Annotated in this window: 32 protein-coding genes; 22 read left to right on the top strand and 10 right to left on the bottom strand. The window is 70.8% G+C overall.

What is annotated here, in order from left to right:
- The first annotated feature begins 4 nt into the window (after positions 1–4).
- From ACTWJ9_RS33515 to ACTWJ9_RS33465, 11 genes are all read left to right on the top strand, one after another.
- Positions 5–952, top strand: a complete 948-nt coding sequence (locus tag ACTWJ9_RS33515) for a hypothetical protein (protein ID WP_443296161.1) — start codon at positions 5–7, stop codon at positions 950–952.
- Positions 952–2052, top strand: coding sequence for a hypothetical protein (locus tag ACTWJ9_RS33510; protein WP_443296160.1), 1101 nt, complete (start codon positions 952–954; stop codon positions 2050–2052). Before ACTWJ9_RS33515 ends, ACTWJ9_RS33510 begins: the two co-directional genes overlap by 1 nt.
- Positions 2052–3596, top strand: a complete 1545-nt coding sequence (locus tag ACTWJ9_RS33505) for a hypothetical protein (RefSeq protein WP_443296159.1) — start codon at positions 2052–2054, stop codon at positions 3594–3596. The genes ACTWJ9_RS33510 and ACTWJ9_RS33505 overlap by 1 nt, the downstream gene beginning before the upstream one ends.
- 21 nt (positions 3597–3617) lie before the next feature.
- Positions 3618–3941 (top strand): hypothetical protein, encoded by a 324-nt coding sequence (locus tag ACTWJ9_RS33500; protein WP_443296158.1) that lies wholly within the window; start codon positions 3618–3620, stop codon positions 3939–3941.
- A 122-nt stretch (positions 3942–4063) separates the two neighbouring features.
- Positions 4064–4456 carry a peptidoglycan-binding protein gene (locus ACTWJ9_RS33495; RefSeq protein ID WP_443296157.1) on the top strand — a complete coding sequence of 131 codons (393 nt, stop codon included), beginning with the start codon at positions 4064–4066 and terminating at the stop codon, positions 4454–4456.
- 1 nt (position 4457) lies between these two features.
- Positions 4458–5408 (top strand): N-acetylmuramoyl-L-alanine amidase, encoded by a 951-nt coding sequence (locus ACTWJ9_RS33490; protein ID WP_443296156.1) that lies wholly within the window; start codon positions 4458–4460, stop codon positions 5406–5408.
- A gap of 26 nt (positions 5409–5434) precedes the next feature.
- Positions 5435–5818 (top strand): hypothetical protein, encoded by a 384-nt coding sequence (locus tag ACTWJ9_RS33485; RefSeq protein WP_443296155.1) that lies wholly within the window; start codon positions 5435–5437, stop codon positions 5816–5818.
- 84 nt (positions 5819–5902) lie between these two features.
- Positions 5903–6238, top strand: a complete 336-nt coding sequence (locus ACTWJ9_RS33480) for a hypothetical protein (RefSeq protein ID WP_443296154.1) — start codon at positions 5903–5905, stop codon at positions 6236–6238.
- Positions 6201–6434 (top strand): DUF7620 family protein, encoded by a 234-nt coding sequence (locus tag ACTWJ9_RS33475; RefSeq protein ID WP_443296153.1) that lies wholly within the window; start codon positions 6201–6203, stop codon positions 6432–6434. Before ACTWJ9_RS33480 ends, ACTWJ9_RS33475 begins: the two co-directional genes overlap by 38 nt.
- Positions 6431–6784: a putative phage holin gene (locus ACTWJ9_RS33470; RefSeq protein ID WP_443296152.1), complete on the top strand. Its 354-nt coding sequence runs from the start codon at positions 6431–6433 to the stop codon at positions 6782–6784. Before ACTWJ9_RS33475 ends, ACTWJ9_RS33470 begins: the two co-directional genes overlap by 4 nt.
- 14 nt (positions 6785–6798) lie before the next feature.
- Complete coding sequence (locus ACTWJ9_RS33465; protein ID WP_443296151.1) at positions 6799–8088, top strand: hypothetical protein; 1290 nt, start codon at positions 6799–6801, stop codon at positions 8086–8088.
- A gap of 256 nt (positions 8089–8344) precedes the next feature.
- Here the strand turns inward: ACTWJ9_RS33465 and ACTWJ9_RS33460 are convergent, their stop codons facing one another.
- From ACTWJ9_RS33460 to ACTWJ9_RS33450, 3 genes are read right to left on the bottom strand one after another with little or no spacing between them, the layout of a single operon-like run.
- Complete coding sequence (locus tag ACTWJ9_RS33460) at positions 8345–9352, bottom strand: hypothetical protein (RefSeq protein WP_443296150.1); 1008 nt, start codon at positions 9350–9352, stop codon at positions 8345–8347.
- Positions 9352–9624 carry a hypothetical protein gene (locus ACTWJ9_RS33455; protein WP_443296149.1) on the bottom strand — a complete coding sequence of 91 codons (273 nt, stop codon included), beginning with the start codon at positions 9622–9624 and terminating at the stop codon, positions 9352–9354. The genes ACTWJ9_RS33460 and ACTWJ9_RS33455 overlap by 1 nt, the downstream gene beginning before the upstream one ends.
- A 51-nt stretch (positions 9625–9675) precedes the next feature.
- The gene (locus tag ACTWJ9_RS33450) at positions 9676–10419 is read right to left on the bottom strand and encodes a helix-turn-helix domain-containing protein (RefSeq protein WP_443296148.1); all 744 of its coding nucleotides are present in this window, start codon (positions 10417–10419) and stop codon (positions 9676–9678) included.
- 271 nt (positions 10420–10690) lie between these two features.
- Between ACTWJ9_RS33450 and ACTWJ9_RS33445 the strand changes: the two genes are divergently transcribed.
- Together ACTWJ9_RS33445 and ACTWJ9_RS33440 are read left to right on the top strand one after the other, a co-directional pair.
- On the top strand, positions 10691–11749 hold the full coding sequence (locus ACTWJ9_RS33445; protein WP_443296147.1) for a hypothetical protein: 1059 nt from the start codon (positions 10691–10693) through the stop codon (positions 11747–11749).
- Complete coding sequence (locus tag ACTWJ9_RS33440) at positions 11746–12408, top strand: hypothetical protein (protein WP_443296272.1); 663 nt, start codon at positions 11746–11748, stop codon at positions 12406–12408. Before ACTWJ9_RS33445 ends, ACTWJ9_RS33440 begins: the two co-directional genes overlap by 4 nt.
- An 86-nt stretch (positions 12409–12494) precedes the next feature.
- On the opposite strand, the gene ACTWJ9_RS33435 is transcribed toward ACTWJ9_RS33440, so the two are convergent.
- The 7 genes from ACTWJ9_RS33435 to ACTWJ9_RS33405 form a co-directional block, all read right to left on the bottom strand.
- Positions 12495–12815, bottom strand: a complete 321-nt coding sequence (locus tag ACTWJ9_RS33435; RefSeq protein ID WP_443296144.1) for a hypothetical protein — start codon at positions 12813–12815, stop codon at positions 12495–12497.
- Positions 12816–12865: 50 nt separating this feature from the next.
- Positions 12866–13720, bottom strand: a complete 855-nt coding sequence (locus ACTWJ9_RS33430; RefSeq protein ID WP_443296271.1) for a hypothetical protein — start codon at positions 13718–13720, stop codon at positions 12866–12868.
- 198 nt (positions 13721–13918) lie between these two features.
- Positions 13919–14284: a hypothetical protein gene (locus ACTWJ9_RS33425; protein WP_443296270.1), complete on the bottom strand. Its 366-nt coding sequence runs from the start codon at positions 14282–14284 to the stop codon at positions 13919–13921.
- A 15-nt stretch (positions 14285–14299) separates the two neighbouring features.
- Positions 14300–14491, bottom strand: a complete 192-nt coding sequence (locus ACTWJ9_RS33420; protein ID WP_443296269.1) for a hypothetical protein — start codon at positions 14489–14491, stop codon at positions 14300–14302.
- Positions 14492–14679: 188 nt separating this feature from the next.
- On the bottom strand, positions 14680–15156 hold the full coding sequence (locus ACTWJ9_RS33415) for a hypothetical protein (protein ID WP_443296268.1): 477 nt from the start codon (positions 15154–15156) through the stop codon (positions 14680–14682).
- Positions 15157–15255: 99 nt separating this feature from the next.
- Complete coding sequence (locus ACTWJ9_RS33410) at positions 15256–16071, bottom strand: HNH endonuclease signature motif containing protein (RefSeq protein ID WP_443296267.1); 816 nt, start codon at positions 16069–16071, stop codon at positions 15256–15258.
- A gap of 10 nt (positions 16072–16081) precedes the next feature.
- The gene (locus ACTWJ9_RS33405) at positions 16082–16534 is read right to left on the bottom strand and encodes a WYL domain-containing protein (protein ID WP_443296266.1); all 453 of its coding nucleotides are present in this window, start codon (positions 16532–16534) and stop codon (positions 16082–16084) included.
- Positions 16535–16763: 229 nt separating this feature from the next.
- Here ACTWJ9_RS33405 and ACTWJ9_RS33400 point away from each other — a divergent pair, with 229 nt between their 5' ends.
- From ACTWJ9_RS33400 to ACTWJ9_RS33360, 9 genes are all read left to right on the top strand, one after another.
- The gene (locus ACTWJ9_RS33400; RefSeq protein WP_443296265.1) at positions 16764–17252 is read left to right on the top strand and encodes a hypothetical protein; all 489 of its coding nucleotides are present in this window, start codon (positions 16764–16766) and stop codon (positions 17250–17252) included.
- A gap of 92 nt (positions 17253–17344) precedes the next feature.
- Entirely contained in the window at positions 17345–18511 is a 1167-nt protein-coding gene (locus tag ACTWJ9_RS33395; protein WP_443296264.1) for an ATP-binding protein, read from the top strand.
- The gene (locus ACTWJ9_RS33390; protein ID WP_443296263.1) at positions 18511–19182 is read left to right on the top strand and encodes an SAM-dependent methyltransferase; all 672 of its coding nucleotides are present in this window, start codon (positions 18511–18513) and stop codon (positions 19180–19182) included. The genes ACTWJ9_RS33395 and ACTWJ9_RS33390 overlap by 1 nt, the downstream gene beginning before the upstream one ends.
- Positions 19183–19302: 120 nt before the next feature.
- Positions 19303–19623: a hypothetical protein gene (locus ACTWJ9_RS33385; RefSeq protein WP_443296262.1), complete on the top strand. Its 321-nt coding sequence runs from the start codon at positions 19303–19305 to the stop codon at positions 19621–19623.
- A gap of 33 nt (positions 19624–19656) precedes the next feature.
- Positions 19657–19923 (top strand): hypothetical protein, encoded by a 267-nt coding sequence (locus tag ACTWJ9_RS33380; protein WP_443296261.1) that lies wholly within the window; start codon positions 19657–19659, stop codon positions 19921–19923.
- Complete coding sequence (locus tag ACTWJ9_RS33375; protein WP_443296260.1) at positions 19920–20777, top strand: WhiB family transcriptional regulator; 858 nt, start codon at positions 19920–19922, stop codon at positions 20775–20777. The genes ACTWJ9_RS33380 and ACTWJ9_RS33375 overlap by 4 nt, the downstream gene beginning before the upstream one ends.
- Positions 20774–21205, top strand: a complete 432-nt coding sequence (locus ACTWJ9_RS33370; protein WP_443296259.1) for a hypothetical protein — start codon at positions 20774–20776, stop codon at positions 21203–21205. Before ACTWJ9_RS33375 ends, ACTWJ9_RS33370 begins: the two co-directional genes overlap by 4 nt.
- A gap of 333 nt (positions 21206–21538) precedes the next feature.
- Positions 21539–22063 (top strand): hypothetical protein, encoded by a 525-nt coding sequence (locus tag ACTWJ9_RS33365; protein ID WP_443296258.1) that lies wholly within the window; start codon positions 21539–21541, stop codon positions 22061–22063.
- A gap of 324 nt (positions 22064–22387) precedes the next feature.
- Entirely contained in the window at positions 22388–23629 is a 1242-nt protein-coding gene (locus tag ACTWJ9_RS33360; RefSeq protein WP_443296257.1) for a hypothetical protein, read from the top strand.
- The last annotated feature ends 65 nt before the right edge of the window (positions 23630–23694 follow it).

Genomic DNA, 23694 nt, shown 5'->3' with positions numbered 1-23694 from the left:
TCCGATGGCACTGGCACCCGTTCCGATCGCCACGAAGGGCGCAGAGCATTCCGCGCAGCAGTTCCGCATGATGATCAAGGATTTGGCGCGGGACAACCAGGGCGTCACCACCGGCACCGACCTGAAGGTCACGGCGCTGCCCACGCCGGGCGCGGGGGTGCAGATCGGCGACGGGTCCGCGGTCATCGCCGGGAAGAAATCCCCGGTCCAGGGCTACTACAACGCCTACAACATCGGCACGGACACTGTGTCGGTCGCGGCGACCGGCGGGGTGGGCCGCTCCGACATGCTGGTGCTGCGGGTGGAGGACCCCGAGTACGAGGGAACCCGCGACCCGAAGAAGGACCCGATCGTGTTCTTCGAGGTCATCCCGAACGTGTCCTCCAGTGCGACGGCGGTCCCGGCCGGGTATTCGGCGATCCCGCTGGCCCGGATCGACCTCCCCGCGTCCACGGCCACCATCACCAACGCGATGGTCAAGGACCTGCGCAGGATCGCCAACCCGCGCCGGGAGCGGATCCTGTACCCGTACTACGCGCAGGACCCGCTGGTGGAAATCTCCGGCACCTCCGAGACGTGGCGCACGTTCCCCAACCTGACCATGGCGACGATCGCAATCCCCGCCTGGGCGGCGAGCGCGAAGGTCGTGTTCAGCGCCGGTGGCATCCGCACCGCCGGCGGCAACGTGTGGGGCAACTTCCGCTTCATGCTCGGCACGATCGAGGCCGGCCAGTACGTCGCCATCGACGACGAGGGCACCACCGCGCGCCGCCTGTATGTCGAGATGGTGGAGACGATCGACCTGACCACCACGGCGGGTGCGGCGATGCGGGGCACCAGCCAGGCGTTCCGCTCCCGGATGCGGACCCGGTCCTCGAACGCGGGGCGGATCGGGGTGGACGCCACCACCACCTTCAAGATCGATGTGGAGTTCACGGAGGGCCCGCTCTGATGGGCGGCCGGTGGCGGTACTTCACCCAGCACGCCCTCACCGGCGAGATACTCCACTCCGCGCTGCCGTTGTCGGATGTCGACTTCGGGAGCGAGTTGAACGGGCCGGGCCAGTTCTCCGGCACGCTCGCGCCGCGGTTCGTGAAGGCCCATGTGGCGTCCCTGCTGCCCGGGAAGGCGCTCGTCTACGCGGAAGCGGACGGGTTCCTCCGCTGGGGCGGCCTGGTGTGGGACATCACCGCCGAGGACGGCGAGTACCGCATCGAGGCGGCCTCCTGGTCGTCCTACCTGACCGCCCGGCACGACACGCACGGCGAACTCAACGCGCGTGGCCCCTACGTGTACACCGACCCGTGCAAAATCATCCGCGACCTGTGGGCGTACGCGCAGGAGCAACCCGACGGCAACCTCGGGGTGGTCGTCGATGCGACCGCCTCGCAGATGACGGTGGGCACCCCGGCGGAGCTGTGGCACTCCTACTGGTACGAGACCCCCAACCTGGGCGACCACCTGGACGACCTCGTCTCGGAGGAGGGCGCCCCCCAGTACACGTGCACCTGCCGCTACCTGACCAACGGGAGCGTGGAGAAACGCCTGCGGCTGGGCTATCCGCGGCTCGGGGCCCGCCGCACCGACATCAGCTTCGCGACCGGTGTGAACATCGTGGAGGCGCCCCCGGTGCAGTACGCGGGCGACGACTTCGCCAACGTGATCATCGCCACCGGCTCCGGTGAGGGCACCGCCACCCGCCGGGCGGAAGCTCCCTCACGGGACGGCGGGCTGCGCATGGAGTCCGTGCTGGCCCTGCCGACCGTCAACGGCGTGGACGTCCTGGGCAAGCGGGCCGGTGCCGAACTGAAACGGCGCCGGGCGCTGGGGCAGGTGGAGCAGATCACCGTCCGGGACCACCCCAACGCGCCGCTCGGCTCGTGGCAGATCGGCGACGACGTGCACGTCGCCGTGCACAACCAGTGGGTGTCCTGGACCGGCTGGGCGCGGATCACCGCCGACTCCTACCGGCCGTCCGACAGCCCCGACCAGGCCGTCCTGTCCCTCAAGCGCGCCGACTCCTACCACTACGGACCCGTGGAGGCCCCCTGATGGCCCGTGACTACGCCAGTGAACTCGCCCGCCTGGGGCAGCAGCTCAAGCAGATACAGAAGGGGCAGCGGTACGCGCACGGCGGCAGCCTCGAGGACGCGGCGATCGAGGTCCGGGACGGTGCGGGCACGGTCCGGGCCGTGATCGGGATGCAGCCGGACGGCACCGCCGGGCTGATCGCCCACGCCGGGCCCGCCCCCGGGGCCCCGTCCGCGCCGGTGGTGACCTCCACCATCGGCGGGCTGCGCATCGTGTGGGACGGCGCCCTCGCCTCCGGGCAGCCTCTTCCGGCGGACTTCGACCACACGGCTGTCCACATCTCCACCAGCAGCGGCTTCACCCCGTCGGCGGCCACCTACGTCGGCACCATCACCAAGGCCGGGGACGGCGGCATGCTGCCCGCCCTGCCACTCCCCTACGTCCCGCACTACGTGCGGCTGACCGCCGTCAACACCTCCGGGAACGCCGGGGACCCGTCGCAGGAGACCACCGCCACCCCCATCAAGGTCGACGGCCCGGACCTTGAGGCCGGGTCGGTCACCGCGGGCGCCATCAAGGCCGGCGCGGTGACGGCGGAGAAGCTCGAGGCGATCCTCCAGCTCGTCACCCGGCTCGTCGCCGGGGACCCGACCGGGGCACGGGTGGAGCTGAACGAGGGCGGGCTGCGCGTCTACAACAGCAGCGGACAGCTCGTGATCCGCTTCGACGCCGCCGACGGATCCGCCGCCTTCACCGGGGCGATCACCGGCAGCACGGTCACCGGCGGACTGATCCAGACCGCCACCAGCGGCGAGCGGATCACCCTCAACGAGCAGGGCCAGAACAAGGTCGTCGTCTACAACTCATCCGGCTCATCCGGGACCGCGATCGGTGAACTGTCCGCGCGGGGCCTCATCGTGCAGGGCACCACCGGGGCGACCCTGTGGCTGGACCCGAACAATGCGTATCCGAACCTGCGGCTGACCAACCCCGCCCGCACCAACGCGGCCATCATCAACGTGTCCGGCAACAACGCCGTGCTCGGCATGAACTCGGGAACCTACCCGGCGTCCGGGGCCACCTGGAAGTGGCGAAACCTGTTCGGCATGGACAGCGGCCTGGACTTCTGGGCGGCCGAACGCGTCCGGGACGACAACAACGCGATCTACAACGGCGGCCGGATCTACCTGACCCCCACCTCCGCGACGTTCGGCTACCGCAACGCCGCCGACGTCAGCCAGGACGCCTACCTGCGCGCCAGCCCGGACCTGATACAGCTCACCGGCAACACCCACGTCACCGGCATGCTGACCGCCAGCAACATGGCCTACGGGCGGGTCGTCATCACCCCGTCCGCGGCGAACGCCCCCACCAGCGCCACCGTCACCTACCCGCGCCTGTCCGGCACCGACTACGAGGGCTACGCCTGCGCGTCCACCGCCGTGCCCGGCATGACCGTGACCGGCGTATCCATGTCCGGCGTCGGCCCCACCAGCGCCACCGTGTGGTGCACCCGCACCAACCTGACCGCCACCGGCGTCAGCTGGCAAGTCATAGGAAGGTAACCCGCCATGTCCATGCCCCCCATGCCCATCGATGAAGAGCCGACCCCCGTCATGCTCATAGCGACCTGCCACACCGACGGCTGCAAGATCGAAGACGTGTCGATCACTGCCGCGTACTACGCGAACGCCGCCCCGCCGGTCTACCGCGGTGTGTGCGGACCGTGCGGGCAGACCATCACCGACCTCGTGCCCGCCCTGTGCGACCAGTGCGGGGCCCCTGTCAGCAGCCACCCGCCCACCGCGTGCGGGCAGTGCGGGCACACCGTCACCGACCCGGCCCGCGGCGAATGGCCGCCCGAGGGCCCGGACGGGGACCCGGGAGCGGGGGCAACGTCGGACGCGTGAGCGTCTAGCCTGACCACATAGGGCGACCCTCCGCCCCAGCTCCATCCCTCGAGGGACGACCGCACGCAGCGGTCCGCCACCACCAGTCAGCTCTGGGCGCGGGGAGTTCAGGAGCACGGGCGATGCCCGATCCGACCACATCGCAGGACGAGAAGACGGCTGCCCGGAAGAAGACCGCTCCCGCCACGGAGCCCGCTCCGGCCCCCGAGCCCGTCCCTGAGCCGCCCGCGGACGGCGACGCCGCCCGGTACGAGCCGTACCCCGGCCGGGAGTTCTTCCACGGCGGCCGCCACTCCCCCCTCTTCACCGCGATGGCCCGCCGCCTCGAGGCCGAAGGTGCCACCGACGGCCGCCACCTCGGCCCGGACTGGACCCGCGCCCACCGCGACGCCGTCGCCGCCTGGCAGCGCACCCTGCGGCCCAAGGGCGGCGGCGACACCTCCGGCATCCCCGACCAGACCGCCTGGGACAAGCTCCGCATCCCGCGCGTCACCCCCCTTCCCCAGGAGACCTGACATGGCCACCGCCCCAACCGCCGCCACCTTCGCCAAGGCCCTCAGATCCGAGGGTGCCACCGTTGTCGAGGTCGGCAACTGGGCCACCCACAACCGCAACCACAAGGGCCCGTGGGGCCCGGTGCACGGCGTGATGATCCACCACACCGTCACCAAGGGCACCGCCACCACGGTCCGCATGTGCAAGGACGGGCACTCCGCCCTGCCCGGCCCGCTGTGCCACGGCGTCATCGCCAAGGACGGCACCGTGCACCTCGTCGGGTACGGCCGCGCCAACCACGCCGGGCTCGGCGACCCGGACGTCCTCGCCGCGGTCATCGCCGAACGCAAGCCCCCAGCCGACAACGAGGCCACGGTGGACGGGAACCGGCACTTCTACGGCTTCGAGTGCGAGAACCTGGGCGACAACAAGGACCCGTGGCCGCCGGAGCAGATCGAGGCGATCGTGCGTGTCGTCACCGCCATCTGCCGCCACCACAAGTGGGGTGCCCGCTCCGCGCTCCGGCACCTGGACTGGCAGCCGGGGAAGGTGGACCCGCGCGGGCCCGGCATGGACTGGGACGACGTCCTCGCCCGCGTCACCAAGCGGCTCGCCGGGGACAAGCCGGCCCCGCAGCCCGCCGCCCCGGCCCCGAAGCCGCTGCCGAAGCCGGCCAAGCCGGTCGTGGACCTGTCCCGGCTGGTCGCCGCCGCCCGGTCCAACCCCGCCGCGAAGGGCACCCCGGTCACCTACTCCGGCGTGCGCACCGTGGAGGCCGCCCTGGTCGACGCGGGCCTGCTGGCCAAGAAGTACTCCGACGGGCACTACGGCACCACCACCGTCACCGCTTACGCGGCATGGCAGCGCTCCAAGGCGGGCGGCGGCTACCGCGGCAAGGACGCCGACGGCATCCCCGGTAAGGCCAGCCTGAAGCGCCTGGGCGACCGCTACGGCTTCACCATCGTCGACTAACTCCTACCACCAGAAACGAGACCATCGTGAAGCTCTTCGCCCGTGAACCCGCGCTCCTGCTGGGGCTGATCGCCGCCGGAGTCAAGCTGATCGGCTACGAACTGAACGTCTCCGCCGGCACCCAGACCGCCATCAACGCCGTCGCCGCCGGTGTCGTCGCCATCGTCATCGCGTTCGTCGCGCAGAACGGTGCGTGGGGTGCGGCGATCCTCCAGACCGCGCAGGCCGTCATGGCGCTGTTCGTCGGCCTGGGCCTCGAGTGGAGTGCTGACCGGCAGGCCCTGTGGATGGCGTCCATCGCCGCGACGCTCGCCGTGGTGGAACGCTTCATCGTCACCCCGCCTCTGGCCACCACCGGCCTCGAGCAGTCCAGCCCGCTCACCAAGTCGCCCGGCCCGCGGGCCGTCTGACCGTGACCCTCCGGCACGTCCGCCGTCGACTGGCAGCGGCACGGGCGTGCCCCCACATCCCCCCACACCATGAGGAGCGGTCCGATGAGTGACCTGTCGGCCCTCGCCGTCCTACTGCCGGGCGGGGCCGGTGCCATCGTCACCCTCATCGTGCTGCTCATCCTCCGAGGCAGTCTCGTCTCACGCGCCGTCCTCGAGGACGTCCGCAAAGACCGTGACGCCCGCGTCGCCGAACTGGTGGCGGAGCGGAACGCGTGGCGCGAGGCGCATCGGGAGAGCGAGGCTGCGCGGATCGAGGCGCAGAACCAGGTCGGCGAGCTGGTGGAACTCGCGCGTATCGCCGACCACGTGCTGCGCGCCATACGAGGGGAGGTGCCCGGGGATGCGATGGACCAGACGGTTGCTGCGCCGCCGTCCTGAGCCCGCCCCGCAGCACTCGGAGACGCCGGGGCATCGGGAGGCCAAGTCTGCGCTGTCCCGTGCCCGGCAGGCCCGCCGGGAGGTCGAAGCGCACCGGCAGGCCGTCACCCACCTCGCCGAACGCCTGGCCCGTGAGCGGCAGAGGAACCACTTCGCGGAACTTTTCCGCTCTGCCTTAGAGGGAGGCCGACGATGAACTGGGCGCAGATAACCAACCTCGCAGCATCGGGCCTGGTGGCCCTGGCCAGCCTCGTGTTCGTGATCGCCTACCACCTGCACGCCCCGTGGCGGTCCACTGTGGTGGGCCGTCACCTGATGGGGTTCACCGCCGCGATCGGCGCGCTGGGCGCCTACACCATCGCCATCACCATCTGGCCGGACGGGGCGGCTGCGTCGGTGCTGCGCACGGCTCGGACGGCGCTGCTGGTGGTCATCGCCTGCCTGGTGGTGCAGCGGATCCGCATGGTGGTGACCGTGCAGCACCAGGGGGCGCTCCTCGGCACCCGCGCCCCGCACGATCAGCCCGGCCCGCCGCCCACGGCCTGAACTGGAGTACGACGATGACCATGGTGAACGGGACGCTCCTGGGGGGCGGGGACACCCGCCGGGTGGAGATGCGGGCGACGCTCGTGGACGTGACCGGTGCGCCGGCGGTCGGCTACGTGCCCTCCCTGGAGGGGGAGTTGGTGCGGCCGGTGGCGATCCTGCCCGAGCCGGACGGGGACTGGACGGTGGACCTCACCCCGAACACACTGATCGACTCCGCCGCCGGGGACACGCTGTGGGCGGTACAGGAGGGCCGCACCCTGTCCGGCGCCCCGATCATCACCCACATCCTGGTCCCGGAGTCCGGCGAATGGTGGGTGGGGGAGCTGCGCGTCGACCTCGCGGACGCGCCCACCGGGCAGGGCAGCGTCGTGTACGCGCCGGGCCCCGCGGGCGAGGACGGTGCCGACGGGCAATCAGGCGCGGATGGGGCGTCAGCGTACGAGGTCTGGCTGGCCGCGGGGAACAGCGGTACGGAGGCCGACTTTCTTGGCTCGCTTCGTGGGGAGCCCGGCACACCCGGTACCTCGGGCGCAGATGGGCAGAACGGCGCCGTCGGCGAGGACGGTGCGTCCGCCTACGAGGTGGCCGTCGCAGCGGGTTTCACCGGCAGTGAGATGGAGTGGCTGGCCTCGCTGACCGGGCCCCGGGGCGAGCCAGGACCGCAGCCGCCGCTCGGCTCCGCGGGCGCCGGCCCCGATGTCGCACTCCGCTCCACCGACCCGGCCCTCACGGACGCGCGCACCCCCACCGCGCACGCCGCCAGCCACGCCACCGGTGGTACGGACCCGCTCACGGCGGCCGCGATCGGCGCCTACCCGGCCGCCGACGGCAACACGTTGAACTCGTTCGTGACCGACCTACAGAACCGGGTCGGCGGCCAGTTCGGCGTGGAGAACAGAGTCGGCGCCCTCGAGGGCGGGAAGTTCGACAAGGCGGGCGGCTCCCTGTCGGGTGGGCTCACGGTGAACACGGCGGCTGCGGGCGATGCGCTCCTCGCCCTGCACGTCGGCGCTGAGACGTTCGACCGGGTGCGGGTGCTGGTCGACCGGATCGAGTGGGGTCCGGGACCCGGCGCGCGGGATACTAACCTGCGCCGGTCCGCGGCGAACGAGCTGACCACCGATGACGCGCTGATCGTGTCCCTGATGCTGCGGCATCTGGGCAGCACGCTGGGGTTCTACGGTGCGGCGGCGGTGGCGCGGCCGACGGTGAACGGCTCCCGGGGCGGGAACGCGGCGTTGGCGTCGCTGCTGGCGGGGCTGGCCAGTCTGGGGCTGATCGTGGACGACACGACGCCCTGACCTGCTGGGGCAAGTGGCGCGCTCGTACGATGGCGGTATGAGCACGCCGCCCGCCCTTGCCCGTCCGAAGCCGCCGACGCCCGACTGCGCCCCGTCCCAGGTCGGCCTGTGTGCGACGTGCCAGCATCCGTGTCACCGGTACGGGCCCGGCGGGAACCCGCTGTGCGTCCTGTGCCGGAAGGAACTGCACGCCTGAGAACGCGAGCCCCGGGACCCTCACGGTCCCGGGGCTCGGTGGGTGGTCAGCGCAGGCGCCTTACGTTCCGGCGGCCCGCTGCCACGGGGCGCCGGAGGAGGCGCGGTGGCCGCCGCCCGGGGTGTAGACGTGGGTGGCGAGGGCCGTCTGGACGAGGTGGTCGGCGATGGCCCGCGCGATGACCATGCCGGTGGCGGCCTCGACGAATCCGAACTGGCCGAACGGATTCGCCTCCAAAAACCACCACGTGCCGCCCCGGTCGACGGCGAAGTCCAGGGCCGCGTACTCCAGACCCAGCTGATCCATGAGCTGCTGGACCTTGTGCGTCAGCGGCCGACCGGCGCTCACGGCCTCGAAGCCCAGCTCGTCCTCGGGTGCGGCCCGCCAGTCGAACGCACCGTTCGCCGTGACCTTGCACGGGAACATCCGGTCGCCGATCACCGTCAGCCGGATGTCGTGCACCTTGTCCACCGGCCGCTGGAAGTAACAGACGGCCTGCCGCACACAGTCGGCGGATTCCTTGATCTCCTCGGCGGACACCAGCCGGGCCTGGATGAACCGGTGGGGGTGGGCGGTGAGTGTCTTGCACACGACCCGGCCGCCCTGCTCGCGGGCGAACGCGGCAGCCTGGTCGGGGTCGTTGGTGAACAGGGCGGGCGGGGTCCGCAGACCGAGCGACGCGGCGAGCTTCAGTTGCCGCGGGCCCGGCCTGGCCGTTCGGGCCCGCTCGGGGTGGTTGACCCATAAGACCCCGTCCAGCCCGAACAGGAAGTCCTCCAGGATGACCCGGGACTCCTGCTGCTCCCACCCGCCGGGCGGGCCCGGGTGCCACCAGAGCACCGAGACGACCGACTGCGAGAGCGTGCACCGGTGTTCGTCGTCGATCGTGAACCGCAGCGGCTCCCCGTCCGCGGTGCCGGTCATCCGCAGGACCCCCGGGCGTGCGAGGTCGGCGGGGTCGATGCGGTGGATCGTGACCCCGCGTTCCTGGATCTGCCGTATCACGAGGTCGGCCCCGAGGTCGCCGGGTGTGGTGACGATGAGCACGGTGGGCGGGAGCAGCGGCATCAGTCGTCGTCCTTCTTGCGGCCCTCGCTGTTGTGCGTGTAGGACGGCCCGAACAGCGCGTGGGGCGCGTACTCGAAGTCGTCGTCGCGCTTGAACCCCTTGTGGTTGTGGGTCATGGTCTCGGCCTGGACGTCGGCGACGTCCACCACGGCGTCACCGGCCGGGGTCAGGTTGAGCTGGCGGAACCGGTCGTAGGTGTGCGGCGGCGTCCGGTCGGCGGGCGGTGTCGGGTCTTCGGTGAGGAGAGCGAACGGGGTGAGCGTGGCGGTCATGGCGTGGTCCTTCGGGTAGGGGCCGCGCGGTGCGGCCCGGTCTCGTGTGTCTTACTCGTCGCCGGGCGGCCGGTTGTATTTGGCGACCGTCGTCCTGCTGGTGTCGGCGTCCAGGAACGTCAGCTCCCACGGGCCGGTGTTGACGTCCAACTGCTTGCCGAACCCGACCCACTTGCCGGCCATGCGCCGTCCGGTGGGGTCGATCAGCAACTGGATCGCCCCGTGGTAGACGGCGCCCCGGTAGTAGCCGCCGGGTGCGGTGCGTTCGGTCCACGCACCGGTTACCACGGTGCCGTCCACGGTCAGCTCCATGGACAGCGGTGAGTCGGGGTTCGTAGACCCGTTCGGCAGGGACTTCACGGTGAGCCGGTGCCGGTGCTGGAGCAGCACCACGTGGTGGAGCCCGGTGAGTTCGCTGCCCCGGCCGGAGCTGGGGTAGGTGTACCGGGACAGCCAGATACCGGTGTACGGGGCGGTAGACCTCCTCATGTCCGGCGTCCTTTCGTTTCCTTGGTCCTGGCCCGCTATCAACGGGTCGACCGGTGAGAAGCCGAGCGAGGACAGCGGGAGGCCCGTCACCTGCTCCAGGGCGCGTGCGTATACCGGGCGGGGGGTGGTGATGTCGCCTGATTCCCAGCGTTGTATCAGGCGTTTCGATGCGTCGTTGGGCTGTCCGGCGCGGATTCCGGCTTTTTGGATCTCCCGGGCGAGGTCGCCTTGGCTGAGGTGCAGGCTGAGGCGGGCCGCCCGTAGTGCGCTGTTCGGCGTGTGTCGCGTTTCGTTCGTTGTCGTCATGCTTCCACGGTGGCACGGACGGTAGTCGGTGCGACGCCTTTATGACGTCTTTGATGGTGCCGAAATGACGTCCCGTTGGGACGCCTTGCGCGGAGGTGCGCGTCGTAGGGGTCGGCCTTGCAGACGCTCGACATCTCGGAGCCACCCGAGCGGAGAATCGCTCCTGACGAAGAATCTGACGGGCTGTCATACTTGCGGGTCGTCAGGGCGGCCTGAAGCCTAGCCCCTCATAACCTTCCTTATGAGCGGTTAGATCCACTAGACTCGGATCATGGACAACCTCCCGGCCCGCCGCCCCGAGGACGTCATCGACGCCGAACTCATCGACGACGACCGAACAAGCCTTCCCGCCACTCGCGACACCGACCTCTCCCCCGCCACCCGCGCGCTCCTGGCCGCAGCCGACGCCGACAACACCCGGGCCGCCTACACCCGCCAGTGGGACCTGTTCACCGGATGGTGCGCCCACCGGGGCCGCGCCGCGCTGCCCGCCACCCCCGAGACGCTCGCCGACTACGTCACCCACCTCACCGCCACCGTCTCCCAACGCACCGGCCGCACCCCGGCGCCCGCCTCGATCGAACAGGCCATCGCCGTCATCCGCGCCGCCCACACCGCCGCCCGGCACCGCGACCAGCCGGACACCGCACTCGCCCTCAAGGCCCTCAAGGCGTACAAGAAAACGCAGGCCCAAGCCGGCCGCCGCAAACGCAAGGCCCCGCCCATCAACCTCGCCCGGCTGCGCGCCCTCGCCGCCACCTGCGACACCGGCACCCTCGCCGGGCTGCGCGACCGCACCATCCTCGTCCTCGGCTTCGCCATGATGGCCCGCCGCTCCGAACTCGCCGGCCTGCACCTCGAGGACATCCGCGAGGACGACGGCGACCTCCTCGTCTACCTCCGCACGTCCAAGACCGACCAGGAGGGCCGCGGCGCCGAGGTCGTCGTCCCCCACGGCGTCCACCCCGACACCGACCCCGTCCGCGCCGTCCGCGACTACCGCGCCGCCCTCGCCGCCCGCGGCATCACCACCGGCCGCCTCCTGCGCGCCATCAACCGCTGGGACAACGTCAGCCGCGACTCGATGTCCGGCGACGCCATCAACGAGATGCTCCAGCGCCGGGCCGCCGAAGCCCTGCCCGGCGAGAACCTGGTCTTCACCGCCCACGGCCTGCGGGCCGGCGCCGCCAGCGAGGCGTACCGGGCCCGCAACCCCATCTCCGCCATCCGCGGGCAGGGCCGCTGGGCCGAAGGCTCCCCCCAGGTCCTGGAGTACATCCGCCCCGTGGACGCCCGCGAAGAGAACCCCATGAGAGGAATCGGCCTGTGACGACCGCCCATGAGACCGCAGCCACCGAACTCCTGCACGACATGACGGCCGATCCCGCCTGGACAGCCGATCTGGCCCGTGCCGCCGCCGGACTGCGGCGCCAGTATCCCGAACAGTCGGTGACCGCCATCGGCCAGACGCGGGAACGGCCGGCCTACTGGCCACCCGAACAGATCGCGGCCTTCACCTACGTGGCGTCCCGGCTCGCCCACGGCCTCATCGCCCGACGCCGCATCCGGGTGGGCGCCACGCCGCGCCCCGACTCCGACCGCGCAGGCAACGCCGAACGCCTCTCCCGCGTGGTCCCGCCGTTCACCGCCCGCCTGGACCTGGAGCAGAACGGCGCGGACAGTGACGGCACCCTGACATGGGACGCGCCTGCGACGGCCTGGCGGGCCACGGGAACCCCCGTCCTCAACGCGCACGTCTACCGCGGCACCATCCACGCGCCGTTCGACCTGAAGCCGTTCTCCGCACCGCTGGAGGTCGGCTACACCAAACCGAGCCGCACGCTGCATCACCTGACCGAGGAAGGGGCGGTGGCCCGGTGGGCGTACGGCAGCACCGACATCGACCTCCTCATCGACATCGAGCGACTCGGCGGGTTCGTGGCAGCACGCCCCCTGCCCGCGGGCATCGAGATGGTCCGGGTCCTGTAGGGATGCCGGGTAGAGTCGTTCCCGCGACAGGCACCGACGCGCGGCGACGGGCCTGAACCACTCGCTCCTTCTGACAACCTCATAGCTCAGCCCGCGGCCAGGGCTTCCCGCAGGTACAGGGGCAGGGCCTGGCGGACGGCCGCATCCGCGGTCCAGCCGTCGGCGGGGAGCTGGTCGCAGGTGACGGTGACCGGCTGGCCGGTGTCGGGCCGGGCGAGGGCGCGGAACGTTTCCCCACTCCGGGGCGGGTGGACGGTCAGGTGACCGGCCAGGACGGCGGCGGCGACGTCGGCGGGGTCGGCGGTGGTGGTGGCCCGGCCGTAGCCCTTGCAGATCCACACGCGGGAGTACGGTTCGTAGCACTGGATTTCCCAGGCGAGGCGGACGGGAGTGTCTTCGCAGGTCATGCCGACAGCCTGCCGCGTGCGGACGGGCGCCGCGCCGCATACGTGCAATTTCACGTCCCGGCGGGGCTGTCCCAATACCCGGTGTGCGCGATGGTGTCGGCGGTGACGGGGGGCTGCCGGTCGGCGAGCAGGGGGTGGGTGGCGGCCATCTGCCCGACGAGTTTGTTCACCCAGCGGGACTGCAACGCCTGCCGGTTGTCGTTGAGCAGCAGCGCGTACTCGCTGGGGTCGGCCGGTTCGGGCCGGACCTCCAGGTACGCCTTGAGTGCGGCGCCGGTGAGTGGCTCCAACACGAACTGTTTGCCGACCGCTTCGTGGTCGTCGGGGGCGCGGATTTCCCAGGTGCCGTCGGGCTGGGGGTAGAGGTGGCGTTTGTCGACGCGGACGACGTGGGCGGGGCGCAGGCCCTCGAGCAGCAGCCAGACGGCGAGCCGGTCGCGCTGGTAGTGCCGGGAGTGGTGGGGGCCCCAGGAGCCGATGATGGTGAACAGGACGGCGCGTTCCATGCGGTCCAGGCGGTTCTTGGCGCCGGCCGGTCGGGTCACGCCTGAGCGCAGGGCGACCAGGTCGGGGGGGATGGTGATGAGGCGGCGGTCGTGGGCGGCCTCAAAGAATTGGGTGAGGGCGCTGATGCGGCGGTCGTGGGAGCGGGCGGCTTCGGGGTGGTGGTCGGCGAGGTGGGTGAGGGCGTCGGGTCCGTTGAAGGGCCGGCCGTCCAGGTAGGGCGCGAGGAAGCAGTCGTGGGCCCAGGCGGCGATGTCCTGGGGGCGGGCGGTGTAGGCGTCGGTCTGCTGGGTGCGGCACCAGGTGAGGAAGGAGCCGATCTCGCGCGCGTATTCGGCGCGGGTGGAGGGGCGCAGGGCGGATCCCTCGAGCCAGTCGTGCAGCAGGTCGTCGGCGTCCATGCCCCCTAGTCTGCCCCGTTTGAAGATCGGGTTACAAAACTTCCGGGCTACCTCAGCTCTAGTGGCGGGGTGGTTTCGGTGGGCGGGAGGGTGCGGGGCGGGGTCGCGCATGCGGGCTGGAGGGTGGCGCCTGGCGGAAGTTTTGTAACCTTCCCGATCATGGTGGCGGGGGGTGCGGCCCGCCCCCCCCCCGCAGTCTCAGAAGGCGGTCCCGGCGCGGGCGGTATCGGCGGGCCGGTGCAGCTCCTCGTACTCCTCCCAACTCAGCTCCCGGCTCTCCGCCGCGGGGGTCACGTCCAGGGAGAGGACGTCGTACTCGCCTGCGGGCCGACGCACGAGACCGAAGAGGGCGTCCTCCTCGGGGCGGGCGGCCTGGTGGAGGTCGACGGCCGTCTCGGTGCCGTCGGCGCACATGACGCGGGCGTCCTCCACGTTCCAGGCCCGGACGTCGTCACAACCCCAGCCGGCGGCGGGCAGTTGGACGGCGACGGCCGGGCTCGGCAGGTGGGCGGTGGCGCGGCGCACGAGGGCGGCGAGCACGGTTTCGGGCTGGCTGGTGTTCACGAGATGTCTCCTGTCTCAGAGCCCCGGTATGGGGTCTTGGTCGATGTCGTGGCGGTCGTAGCCGGTGCGCGGCTCGGGATCGCACTCCGGTCCTCGCCGGCGCTGACGCGAGATTTTGTCCGTCAATTCGGCGCCGCAGTCGACGCACCAGATCCGATCGCGGGCGCCGGGGTCGATGAGCAGGGCTTTCTGCTGCCGACTGTCCATGGCTCCAGTGTCTTCCTGAACGGGGCTGGCCTTGCTACCGGTTGAGCTGTGCGCTCTCCCAGGTCGCGAGGGGGTCTTGATCGGTGCCGAGGTCCGTGGTTAGACTGGCGTCCTTCTGATCGGGCTTACACCCGTGAGGATCGAGTTGTTGAGGCCACCCCCGGTTCGGGAGGTGGCCTTCGTCGTCCCTACGACCCGATGTTGAAGTACAGGCCGAGGAACTCCTTCGGGTCCATGGCGGGAACGGCGTGCCGTTCAGCTTCCGTCGCCTTCTCGCGGATGGCTTCGATCGCCTCGATGAGGTCCTCCCACTCATCGGTCGGGGCTCCCTCGGGGATGGGCTCGCCCGCGATGTCGGCGGCCTCGTGGAGGACCGTGGCGCGGTAGGCGCTCTGGAGCCGGGAGGGCCGGTGCTTCTCGACCTCGTCACGGATCCACGGCTGCACCATGTCGTAGCAGTCCAGGCGGGTGCCGATCTCCTCGGCCTCTCCGCTGTTCTCGCTGGTGCCGAGGACGGTGAGCTTGGTGAGCTGGTCGCCCTCGTAGGTCAGCCGCAGGCCGGTGACGTCGTGGTACTCGTAGTCCGCCTTGAGGGGCGGGGCGCCGGTGATGGCGAGTTCGATGATGCGGGTGGTCTTCTGGCTGACGACGGTGCTGGTGGTCACGGTTGCTGATCCTCCGGGGTTCAGGCGGTGCGGGGCTGCCGGTCACGATGCCGCGTCCGGCGGGGGTTGTTGCCTGCGGTCAGGCGACGTGCGCGGTGGTCAGTCGTTAGTTGGTGTCTCGACTACACGAGCGAGTGCTTCGGGGCTGGCACCAGTAGTCAGGGCCCGCTCCACGCTCCAGCCGAGCTGGCTGACCCGCCTGCTCAGAGTGGCAGGCTTTATGCCAAGCAGGTTGGCCCAGTCGGTCAGAACCATCGTCTGCCCGCGGAAGGTGAGCCTCTTGTTGCGGCGAGTGTTCCGCGCTTGCTCGCTGCGCGTGGCCCATCGGCAGTTCGATGGCTCGTAGTTCCCGTTCGGGTCGATCCGGTCGATCTCGAGGTCCGGAGAGAAGGTGGGACCCATGTCGGCTGCAAAGGCCTCGAAGGACTCGCGCCAGCGATGGCACACAGATATTCCGCGGCCTCCGTACCACTTGTAGTGGCTGTCGTTGGGGTTGGTGGTGCGCTGGATGATTCCATTCCAGCGCGAGTACAGCGGTGTTCCCGTCTGCCCGTGCGTGCGGGTAAGCCAAGCGCACCCGCACGACTTGGCTCGCCCTGACCTGAGGTCGGTCACAGCCCGGACGACTTCCGTGCCGCACTGGCAGCGGCACAACCAGGCGACGCCTCCACTGGCGACGTGCCCCACTTCTTTCACGACGGTCAGCAGGCCGAAGGTCTCGCCAGCCGCGCGGATCTTCCGTGAGCACCCGCACGACGTGCTGCGCTTCGACGTCAGGTTGGTCCTCTGCACGGCGACCTCGGTTCCACAGTCGCAGCGGCAGAGCCACATGATGACCCCGCTGGCTCGTCTCTGTCCTTCTCCAAGGACGACCAACTGGCCGAAGCGTTGACCGGTCAGATTCTTCTTGGGCACGTGGTTCCTCTCAGACGGCAAGGGTCAACTTGCGGCGGGGCCGGTAGTCGGCGTCGTCGGGGTCCCGCTCCAGCTCGAAGTAGATGAGCGCGGTGGCGTCGTCGGCCGGGGCCGGCTCGGGGCGCTCGTAGGTGGTGGGCTCCGGGCGCTCCAGGACGAACGCGATCCGGTGCAGCGTGTAGGTCCGGACGCCGGACAAGTTCAGGTGGCGCTCCGCGGTCTCGCCCTTGGTGTCCTCGCCGGCGGCCTGCTTGGCGGCGAGTTCGGCGTGGGCCTTGCGGCACATGGCGATGATGACGATGCCGCCGCTGGCGGTGGTGCGCAGCTCGTGGATCTCCACCGTGCGGATCGTCTCCTCGCCGTCACGGTCGACGTAGGTGACGGAGACGGCGTGCTTGCGCTCGATGCTGCGGTACAGGTCGGCAAGGGTCTTGGTCGTCGTCTGCTTGGCCGTGATCCGCATTGTGGGCTCCCCCTGCTGTGTGGTGATGGTTCCACCGTAGCGGACTACGCATTGCAGTGCAATGCGTATGCCTGTACTGTTGGGGTTGTTGGGACGCCGTCCCGGCCGCCCCGCCCGGAACCGTCGGGCATGGCGTTGCAATGCAGATTGGAGGAAACTGGTGGCCAACGCCCCCACGCGTCCGCCCACCTATTCGGCCGGGCGGCGCCCGCCGAAAGGACACCGCCGCGTGCCACGCCCCATGCGCGACCGCCTGCTCACCGCCGCCCAGCACCTCGAGGACGCCGGCCACCCGGACTCCGCCGCCGACGTCCGCGCCGTCGCCGCCCCGGGCGGGTGGACGCTGCTGCGCACGAAGGACACCTCGGAGCGCACCCCGGGCACGAACCTGCCGCTGACGATCGACCGGGACCTGCGCGACGCGTTGAAGGCGAAGGCCGACGAGTTCGGTGTGACGCTCAGCTCGGTCGTGGAGGACGGCTTCCGGAAGGTGGTGGCCGGTGAGTGGCTGCCGCCGAAGCTGGCCCGCTCGTCCGCGAGCAAGGTCGTACTGAACGTGCGGGTGGACGACAGTCTGCGGAAGCAGGTCGACGCCCTGAAGGAGCGGTTGTCCCGGGAGGCCGGCTACCGGGTGACGCAGTCGTCCGCCGCGATCGCGTGGATGGCGGAGGACCTGGGCGTGGATGTCGCGACCGTGGACACGGAGCCGACCGAGTAGCGCGCGTCTGGGCGGGCCGGCCTGGACGCCGACAACCAGACCGGCCACCGCCCCACATCACTACCTGAACAACCTCATAGGAGAGACCTCACATGGCTTCTGCCACGCAGGCCGCCGCGACCGCGGGCGGTCCCACTCAGCACACCCTCATTCAGGACGACGGCCTGGACTTCGAGGACGCCGTACGGGCGGCGGAGAAGGCGCGGATCGCGCTGACCGGCCCGAGTGGAAGCGGTAAGACGTACACCGCGCTGTCGATCGGGACGGGGCTGCTGCCGGAGGGCGGCACGCTCGGGGTGATCGACACGGAGCGGGGGTCGGCGTCGAAGTACGCGGGCCTGTTCACGTTCAAGACGATGAAGCTGCCCAGCTTCGAGCCGCAGGCCCTCATCCGCGCCCTGGCGGTGGCGGCGGCCCGCGGGATCGACGTGGTCATCATCGACTCGCTCACCCACTTCTGGTCCGGCCGGGGTGGCGCGCTGGCGCAGGTCGACCAGAAGACGAAGGCGTCCTCGTCGAAGAACGCGTTCACCACGGGGTGGAAGGACGTCTCCCCGCTGCTGCTGGACATGCTGGACGCGATCCTCTCCTACCCGGGTCACGTGATCTGCACGATGCGGGTGAAGACCGAGTGGGTCATCCAGGAGAACGACCGCGGGAAGAAGGAGCCGACGAAGGTCGGTACAAAGCTGGACCAGCGCGACGGCATCGACTACGAGTTCGACCTCGTGGGGGCCCTGAACCAGGACCACGTGATGACGGTCGACAAGTCGCGGTACCCGACGATCGAGGTGGGGTCGGCGCACGACCGGCCGGACTTCTCCTTCGGTCAGACGATCGCCGGCTGGCTGGACGACGGCGAGGGCAACGCGCTCGGGGTGATGGACTACCACCGCCTGGCGACCGGCCCGGACATGACTCCGCAGCAGCTGCTGAACCTGCTGTCGGAGGTGGAGGGCCGGGGCCTGCTGGGTGCGGCGGTGCTGGGGCTGGACCGGCAGGCGACGTCCCTGGGCGAGCTGATCAAGCTGATGGGGTCGGCAGCCCGGGTGAAGGACCCGGCGACGGACCCGGATGGGCTGCGGTCGCTGCGGCACCGGCTTGAGCAGTCGGGCCGGCTGGGTGCGCTGGTGCCGGGCATGGACGGGCAGCCGACGGCGATCGGTGACCTCATCGCGTTCGTGCAGAGCAAGGCGCGGGCGGCCGCGCAGACGGGACAGGCCGCGCAGGGCGGCGACACGGAGAGGAGCGCCGCGTGATGGCCGTCCTGCCCGAGCGGGAGCCGAACGGGCTCAGGGTCCTGGACGTGTACTGCTGCCAGGGCGGCGCGAGCATGGGCTACCACCTGGCCGGGTTCGACGTCGTCGGTGTTGACCTGCACCCGCAGCCCCGCTACCCCTTCGCCTTCCACCAGGGCGACGCGGTCGCGTACATACGCGCCCACGGGCACGAGTTCGACCTGATTGTCGGGTCGCCGCCGTGCCAGCGGTACAGCAATGCGCAGCGGATCCAGGGCCGCGAGCACCCGGACCTGATCGGACCCACCCGGGAGGCGATGGAGGCCACCGGCCGCCCGTGGGTCATCGAGAACGTGGAGGATGCCGGGCCGGAGATGCGGGATCCGATCACGTTGTGCGGTGCGTCGTTCGGGCTGCGCACCTACCGGCACCGGCTGTTCGAGTCGTCGTTCCCGCTGGCGGTGCCGCACCATCCGCGGCATCTGCACCCGACGGTGAAGATGGGCCGTCCGCTGCGTGAGGGCGACTGGTATCACGCGGTGGGGAACTTCTCGAACGTGCCGTATGTGAGGCGGGATATGCGGGTCGGGTGGATGTCGCGGGACGGGATCCGCGAGTGCATCCCGCCGGCGTATACCGAGTTCGTCGGGCGGCAGGCCGTGGACAGGATCCTGGCTCCGCTCGCCGCCTGAACCGCCCCTGGGGCCCGCCATGGTGCGGGCCCCTTCGAGGCTCCGGCCTCCCCGAAGTCCCCGTCCTGGGGCGCTGCACCACCCGATTCCTGTCCGGCTGTCGCCGTGTGGAGGTTCGTCATGCCTGAAATCGTTCACTCGCTGCTGAACGCGCCGGAGGTGTGGGTGCTGGCGCTGCTGGCCATGTCCCTGGCCAGCACGTGGTGGCTGGTGCGCCGGGAGCGGCGCCGGCCCACGGCGTACTCGCGGAGTGCGGAGTTTCTGGCCGGGGTGGCGGCGTGGCGGTCGATGTCCGTCCGGGCGCAGGCCGCGCACGACGAGGCGGTGCTGGACGCGGCGGAGGCTGCCGCGGCGCGGGCGGTGCCGCCGGTGGTGCGGAATGCGGAGTCGCTCGTGCTCGCGGAGTACGCGCGCACGATCACCGAGATACCCGAGAGATGACCTGTCCCCTTCCCCTTATTGGAGGTGAGTGCCGTGGGCGCTCGAGTTCTGTCTGTGTCGGCCGCCGCGGTGCTCACCGCGGCGGCCGCCGTTTACGCGCTGCTGCATGAGCGGGACCGCCGGCTGCGGCGTGAGGCGGTGTCGGAGCGGCTGATGGCCGGGTGTGCGGCGCGGGACAACGTCGTGCTGCGGGCCGAGGTGGAGAGGTTCCGGCGGCGCCTGGGCCAGGAGGTGGCCCGGCCCCCAACGGCGGCTGCCGGTACCCGAATAGAACCGTCCTCGGAAAGGGGGCCGCAGTGACCAGTTCGAAGGCGTTGAGGAAGGCGTGGGAGGAGCACCCGCGCTACCGGTACCGGGGGTGTGCCCCGGACGTGGATGAGCCGACCCGGGCGGCGGGGGACCTGTCCCTGACGCTGGACGCGTGGTCGGGTGGCGAGGACCGGGACGGCAACGAGCCGCAGAAGGAGCGCGAGGCCCGCCAGTCGGCCGCGATCGACGTGTGTTTCGGCTGCCCGGTGATGGTGGCCTGCGACGCGTACGCGTCGTCGGTGGTCGTGGAGGACGGCACGGCCCGTCTGGCGGAGCCGGACGGGATCTGGGGCGGTCGGACGGCGCTGGAGCGGCACCGGGCGTTCATCCGGCGGCGGCACGAGATGGCGGCGCCGGCGCCGGCCCGGCTGGTGATGACGGCGCAGCGGGTGGCGGTGCTGCGGGCGTTGGCGGTGCATGCGGATCCGCGGGCGGTGGCGGCCGCGTCCGGGGTGGATGTGCGGACGGCGAACTGGCAGCGGCGCCGGTTGGTGACGATGCTGGCGCTGCCGCAGGAGGCGACCCGCGTCCAGTTGCTGGAGGTGGCGGTGGCGCGGGGTCTCCTCGAGGGCGTGTCCGTGGTGGCGGATGACGGGTCGGTGCCCGCGGTGCCGCCCGCGTCGAAGGCGCCCGAGCCGGAGCCCGCAGCGTCTGCCGTGCCCGAGCCGTCCCCCGTGGTGCCGAAGCCGGGGAGGCGTTCGCGTCGCAGCCGGGTTCAGGTGCTGCCCGGCCGGGTGTCCGTGTCGCCGGATCAGCTGTCCCTCGATGACGCCCTTGCCGTCGCCCTCGCCCCTTCTCCTGTCGCTCCCCTGTTCACGAATCGCCCGTTGGAGGCAGCAGCATGACCGAGACCGTTCCCACCCCGCCCGCTGTTCCCGCCCAGGTCGATGCCGCGGAGTGGGAGGCGTTCGAGACGATGCGCGCGGATGCGGTGCTGGGCGGGCGGGCGATGTCGTCGGGGGAGTTCCTGGCGGGGCTGATCGCGAACGCGCAGTTGGCGACGGTGGGCCGTCCGGACAAGCTCGCGCGGGATCTGTTCCCGGGCGTGGACCCGGTGGTGGTGCAGACGATTTGGGACCGGGCGTTGGCGGTGGGGTTGCATGCGGGGCGTCGGTCGGCGTCGCCGCGGTTGTACCGGGACGAGCTGGACCGGATAGCGGGCCAGCTGGAGGAGGCGGGGTTTCACGCGATGGCGGGGATGGTGGCGCGGTCGCGTCGGCTGGTGGCCCCGGAGGTGCATCCGGCGGACGGCGAGGCGGCGGACGGGCACTGACGGGCCGTCGCCATCGGTGTGACCAGTAGTACCAACGACACAAGGGGAAGGACCTGGGACAGTGGACGCTTCAACCGGTAGTCTGGTACCAGCGTCAGACGACCACTCAGATGTGGTCCTGGCCGACAAGACAATAGGAACGGCCCCCGTAGTGGTCCGGATGTTTGCCGCATCCGGTACAGGGGCCGGGCCGACACCACACACAACCGAAGGCGCCGACATGGCACAGAGTACCCGGGGACCGAACCCCGTAGACAGGTGGACCCGCGAATCCGGCGTGAACATCACACCGCCGACGCTCGCCGCCCCTGTCCCTTCTACCCGCACAGTCGCGTGACCGGCCAGGGCGAAGGCGCCATCGAGGACGTCTTCGCCGCTCCGACGTCTTTGACCGCAGAGACCGCGCTCCGTCAAATCAACCATCTTCTGGCCAACGGCGCCTCGCCGGAGGACGTCCGAGGCGTCGTCGTGTCGGCCATCGCCCGCATCGACATGATGCGGCGTTCCCGGCCCCCGAGGCAGTCGGGACGTAAGCGGCGGTGGCTGGCCAGGCTCACGAGCGCCGCGTTCCCGCGGTCCTTCGCCGTCGGGACGCCGCCCATGGCCAAGGACTACCCGGACCTGGAAGCGCACCTGGCTGCCGCTGCCGAGTACGCGGCGAAGGAGCATCACGTGTGCTTCACCATCGAGATCACCGACGGTGGGGCAGGTGCAACCGGCCGGGAGATCGAGGTTCAGGTACCGGCTGATGACGCGCTTCGGTTCGGTCCGCAGATGGTACGGATCGCCGATTTCCAGCTTGCCTCGAATCCTGCGAGGCGGAAGACCCCACCCACTGAGGGGGAGCAAGTGACCTAGTCGATTCCCGGCGGGAGGTTCCCGGGCCCCTTGGCGGGGGCCACTTCCTCTACCGCCTGGCCGCTGGTGTTGGCGCACCGTGCGCGGCCTTCGTGCAACGGCCCGGAGTTGGCGCTCCGAGCTAAGGCCCCGGTTTCCCGGAGCGACTTCCTGGTTCGAGCCGAACCACTTTCACCACCAGGCGGGCTTTTACGTCCGCAGGACGGCAGGTACATAGTGCCTCAGCGCACCCCCTCTTGTCAGCTTGACCACCCCGCGCCGGGTGATTCACGGCTTATCTCCCCCCCTTCGGACGGCACCCAGTGCCCCGAACCCCGTCCCACCGTGCCCCCCGCCCACCGGCCTGTCGCCCCCGCCGAACAGGAGATCGCCACCACCGCCTCGCGCCGCAGCGGACCGCGGAAGTGGCTCAAGGCGGTCCGCTGGCTCATCGGCGCCGGCCTCCACCCCAAGGCCAACCAGACCACCCAGGCCATCGCCGACGACCTCGCCGCGCGCATGGACTACGACACGGGGCACGTCCTCTACCGGATGCACGAGACCGCGGCCCGCGTCGACATCGACGTGTCCAACGTCAAGCGGCACGTGAAGTACCTGCGCGAGCTGGGCGCCCTCGCCTGGGTCCAGCACGGCACCCGCACCAACAGCCGCCGCGCCCAGGGCCTGGACGGCTGGGCGGGCACTGCCACCATCTATGCCGCGGTCATCCCGGCCGTGTTCGACCACGCCATGGGCCACCGGATCATCGGCACCGGCTACGAGGCGCGCATCGTCGTCGACCTCCGGGACCGGCCGAACCCTGTGGATAACCGCTCCGAGGGGCCTGTGGATAACTCCGCTAAAGGATCTTGTGCGCCCCCTTCCCTAACGGTGGTTAAGGAAGAGAGTCAGGTTCAGATAGTGGGTGGTTTTACTACTACCGCGACGCGGCAGCGAAAGACCTCCCCCGCCCCCAACACCCGCAAGAGCAGCAGCAAGAGGCGGGCCACCATCCTCGGAGCCGCCGTCACCGCCGCCGGAATGCAACTCGGGGACAAGCTCGCCCGCGCCATCGGCCGCCGCGTGTCCTGGGCCCGCCGCGCCTCCCACGACCAGCTCCGCTGGGTGTGCGCCGACATGGGCGAGCAGCAGTGGACCGAGGACCAGGCCGTCCGGTTCGCCGTCGAAGCGGGTTTCAAGCACCGCGCCGGCTTCGCGTGGGAGCCCGCCCGCCCGCACCGGCTGATCGCTGCCGAGCTGCGCGCCCTCCAGGAGCAGCAGCAGGCGGACCGGCAGATGCAGGACGACCTGGCGCAGGCCGTGTCGTGGGAGGAGAGCACCGCCGGCCGTGCAGCCGCGGCCCGCGCCTCCCTCGCCGCCCTCTTCGGGGCGCCTGCTGAGCCGGAGCCGGAGCGCACCGCTGAGGACCGCAAGCGCGCTGAGCTCTACGGCTGGGACCAGTGGGAGGAAGTCGCCGCCCACTACGCCGACGAACCCGACGACGCCCTGGACCTGTACGGCGAGCGCCTGTGCACCTACGCGGTCGGCAAGGCCGCCCGTCGCGAGTGGCAGGAGGCGTGGGCATGAACCGCGCCCAATCCCGCTTTACGCATTGCACTGCCATGCGTAGCGCGGTACGGTGGAACCACGCC

Source organism: Streptomyces sp. GDS52 (genome assembly GCF_052246875.1).
In the GTDB taxonomy this organism is placed as follows: domain Bacteria; phylum Actinomycetota; class Actinomycetes; order Streptomycetales; family Streptomycetaceae; genus Streptomyces; species Streptomyces cathayae.
The sequence above is the reverse complement of the archived record's forward strand: the minus strand, read 5'-3'. Positions and strand labels throughout refer to the sequence as shown.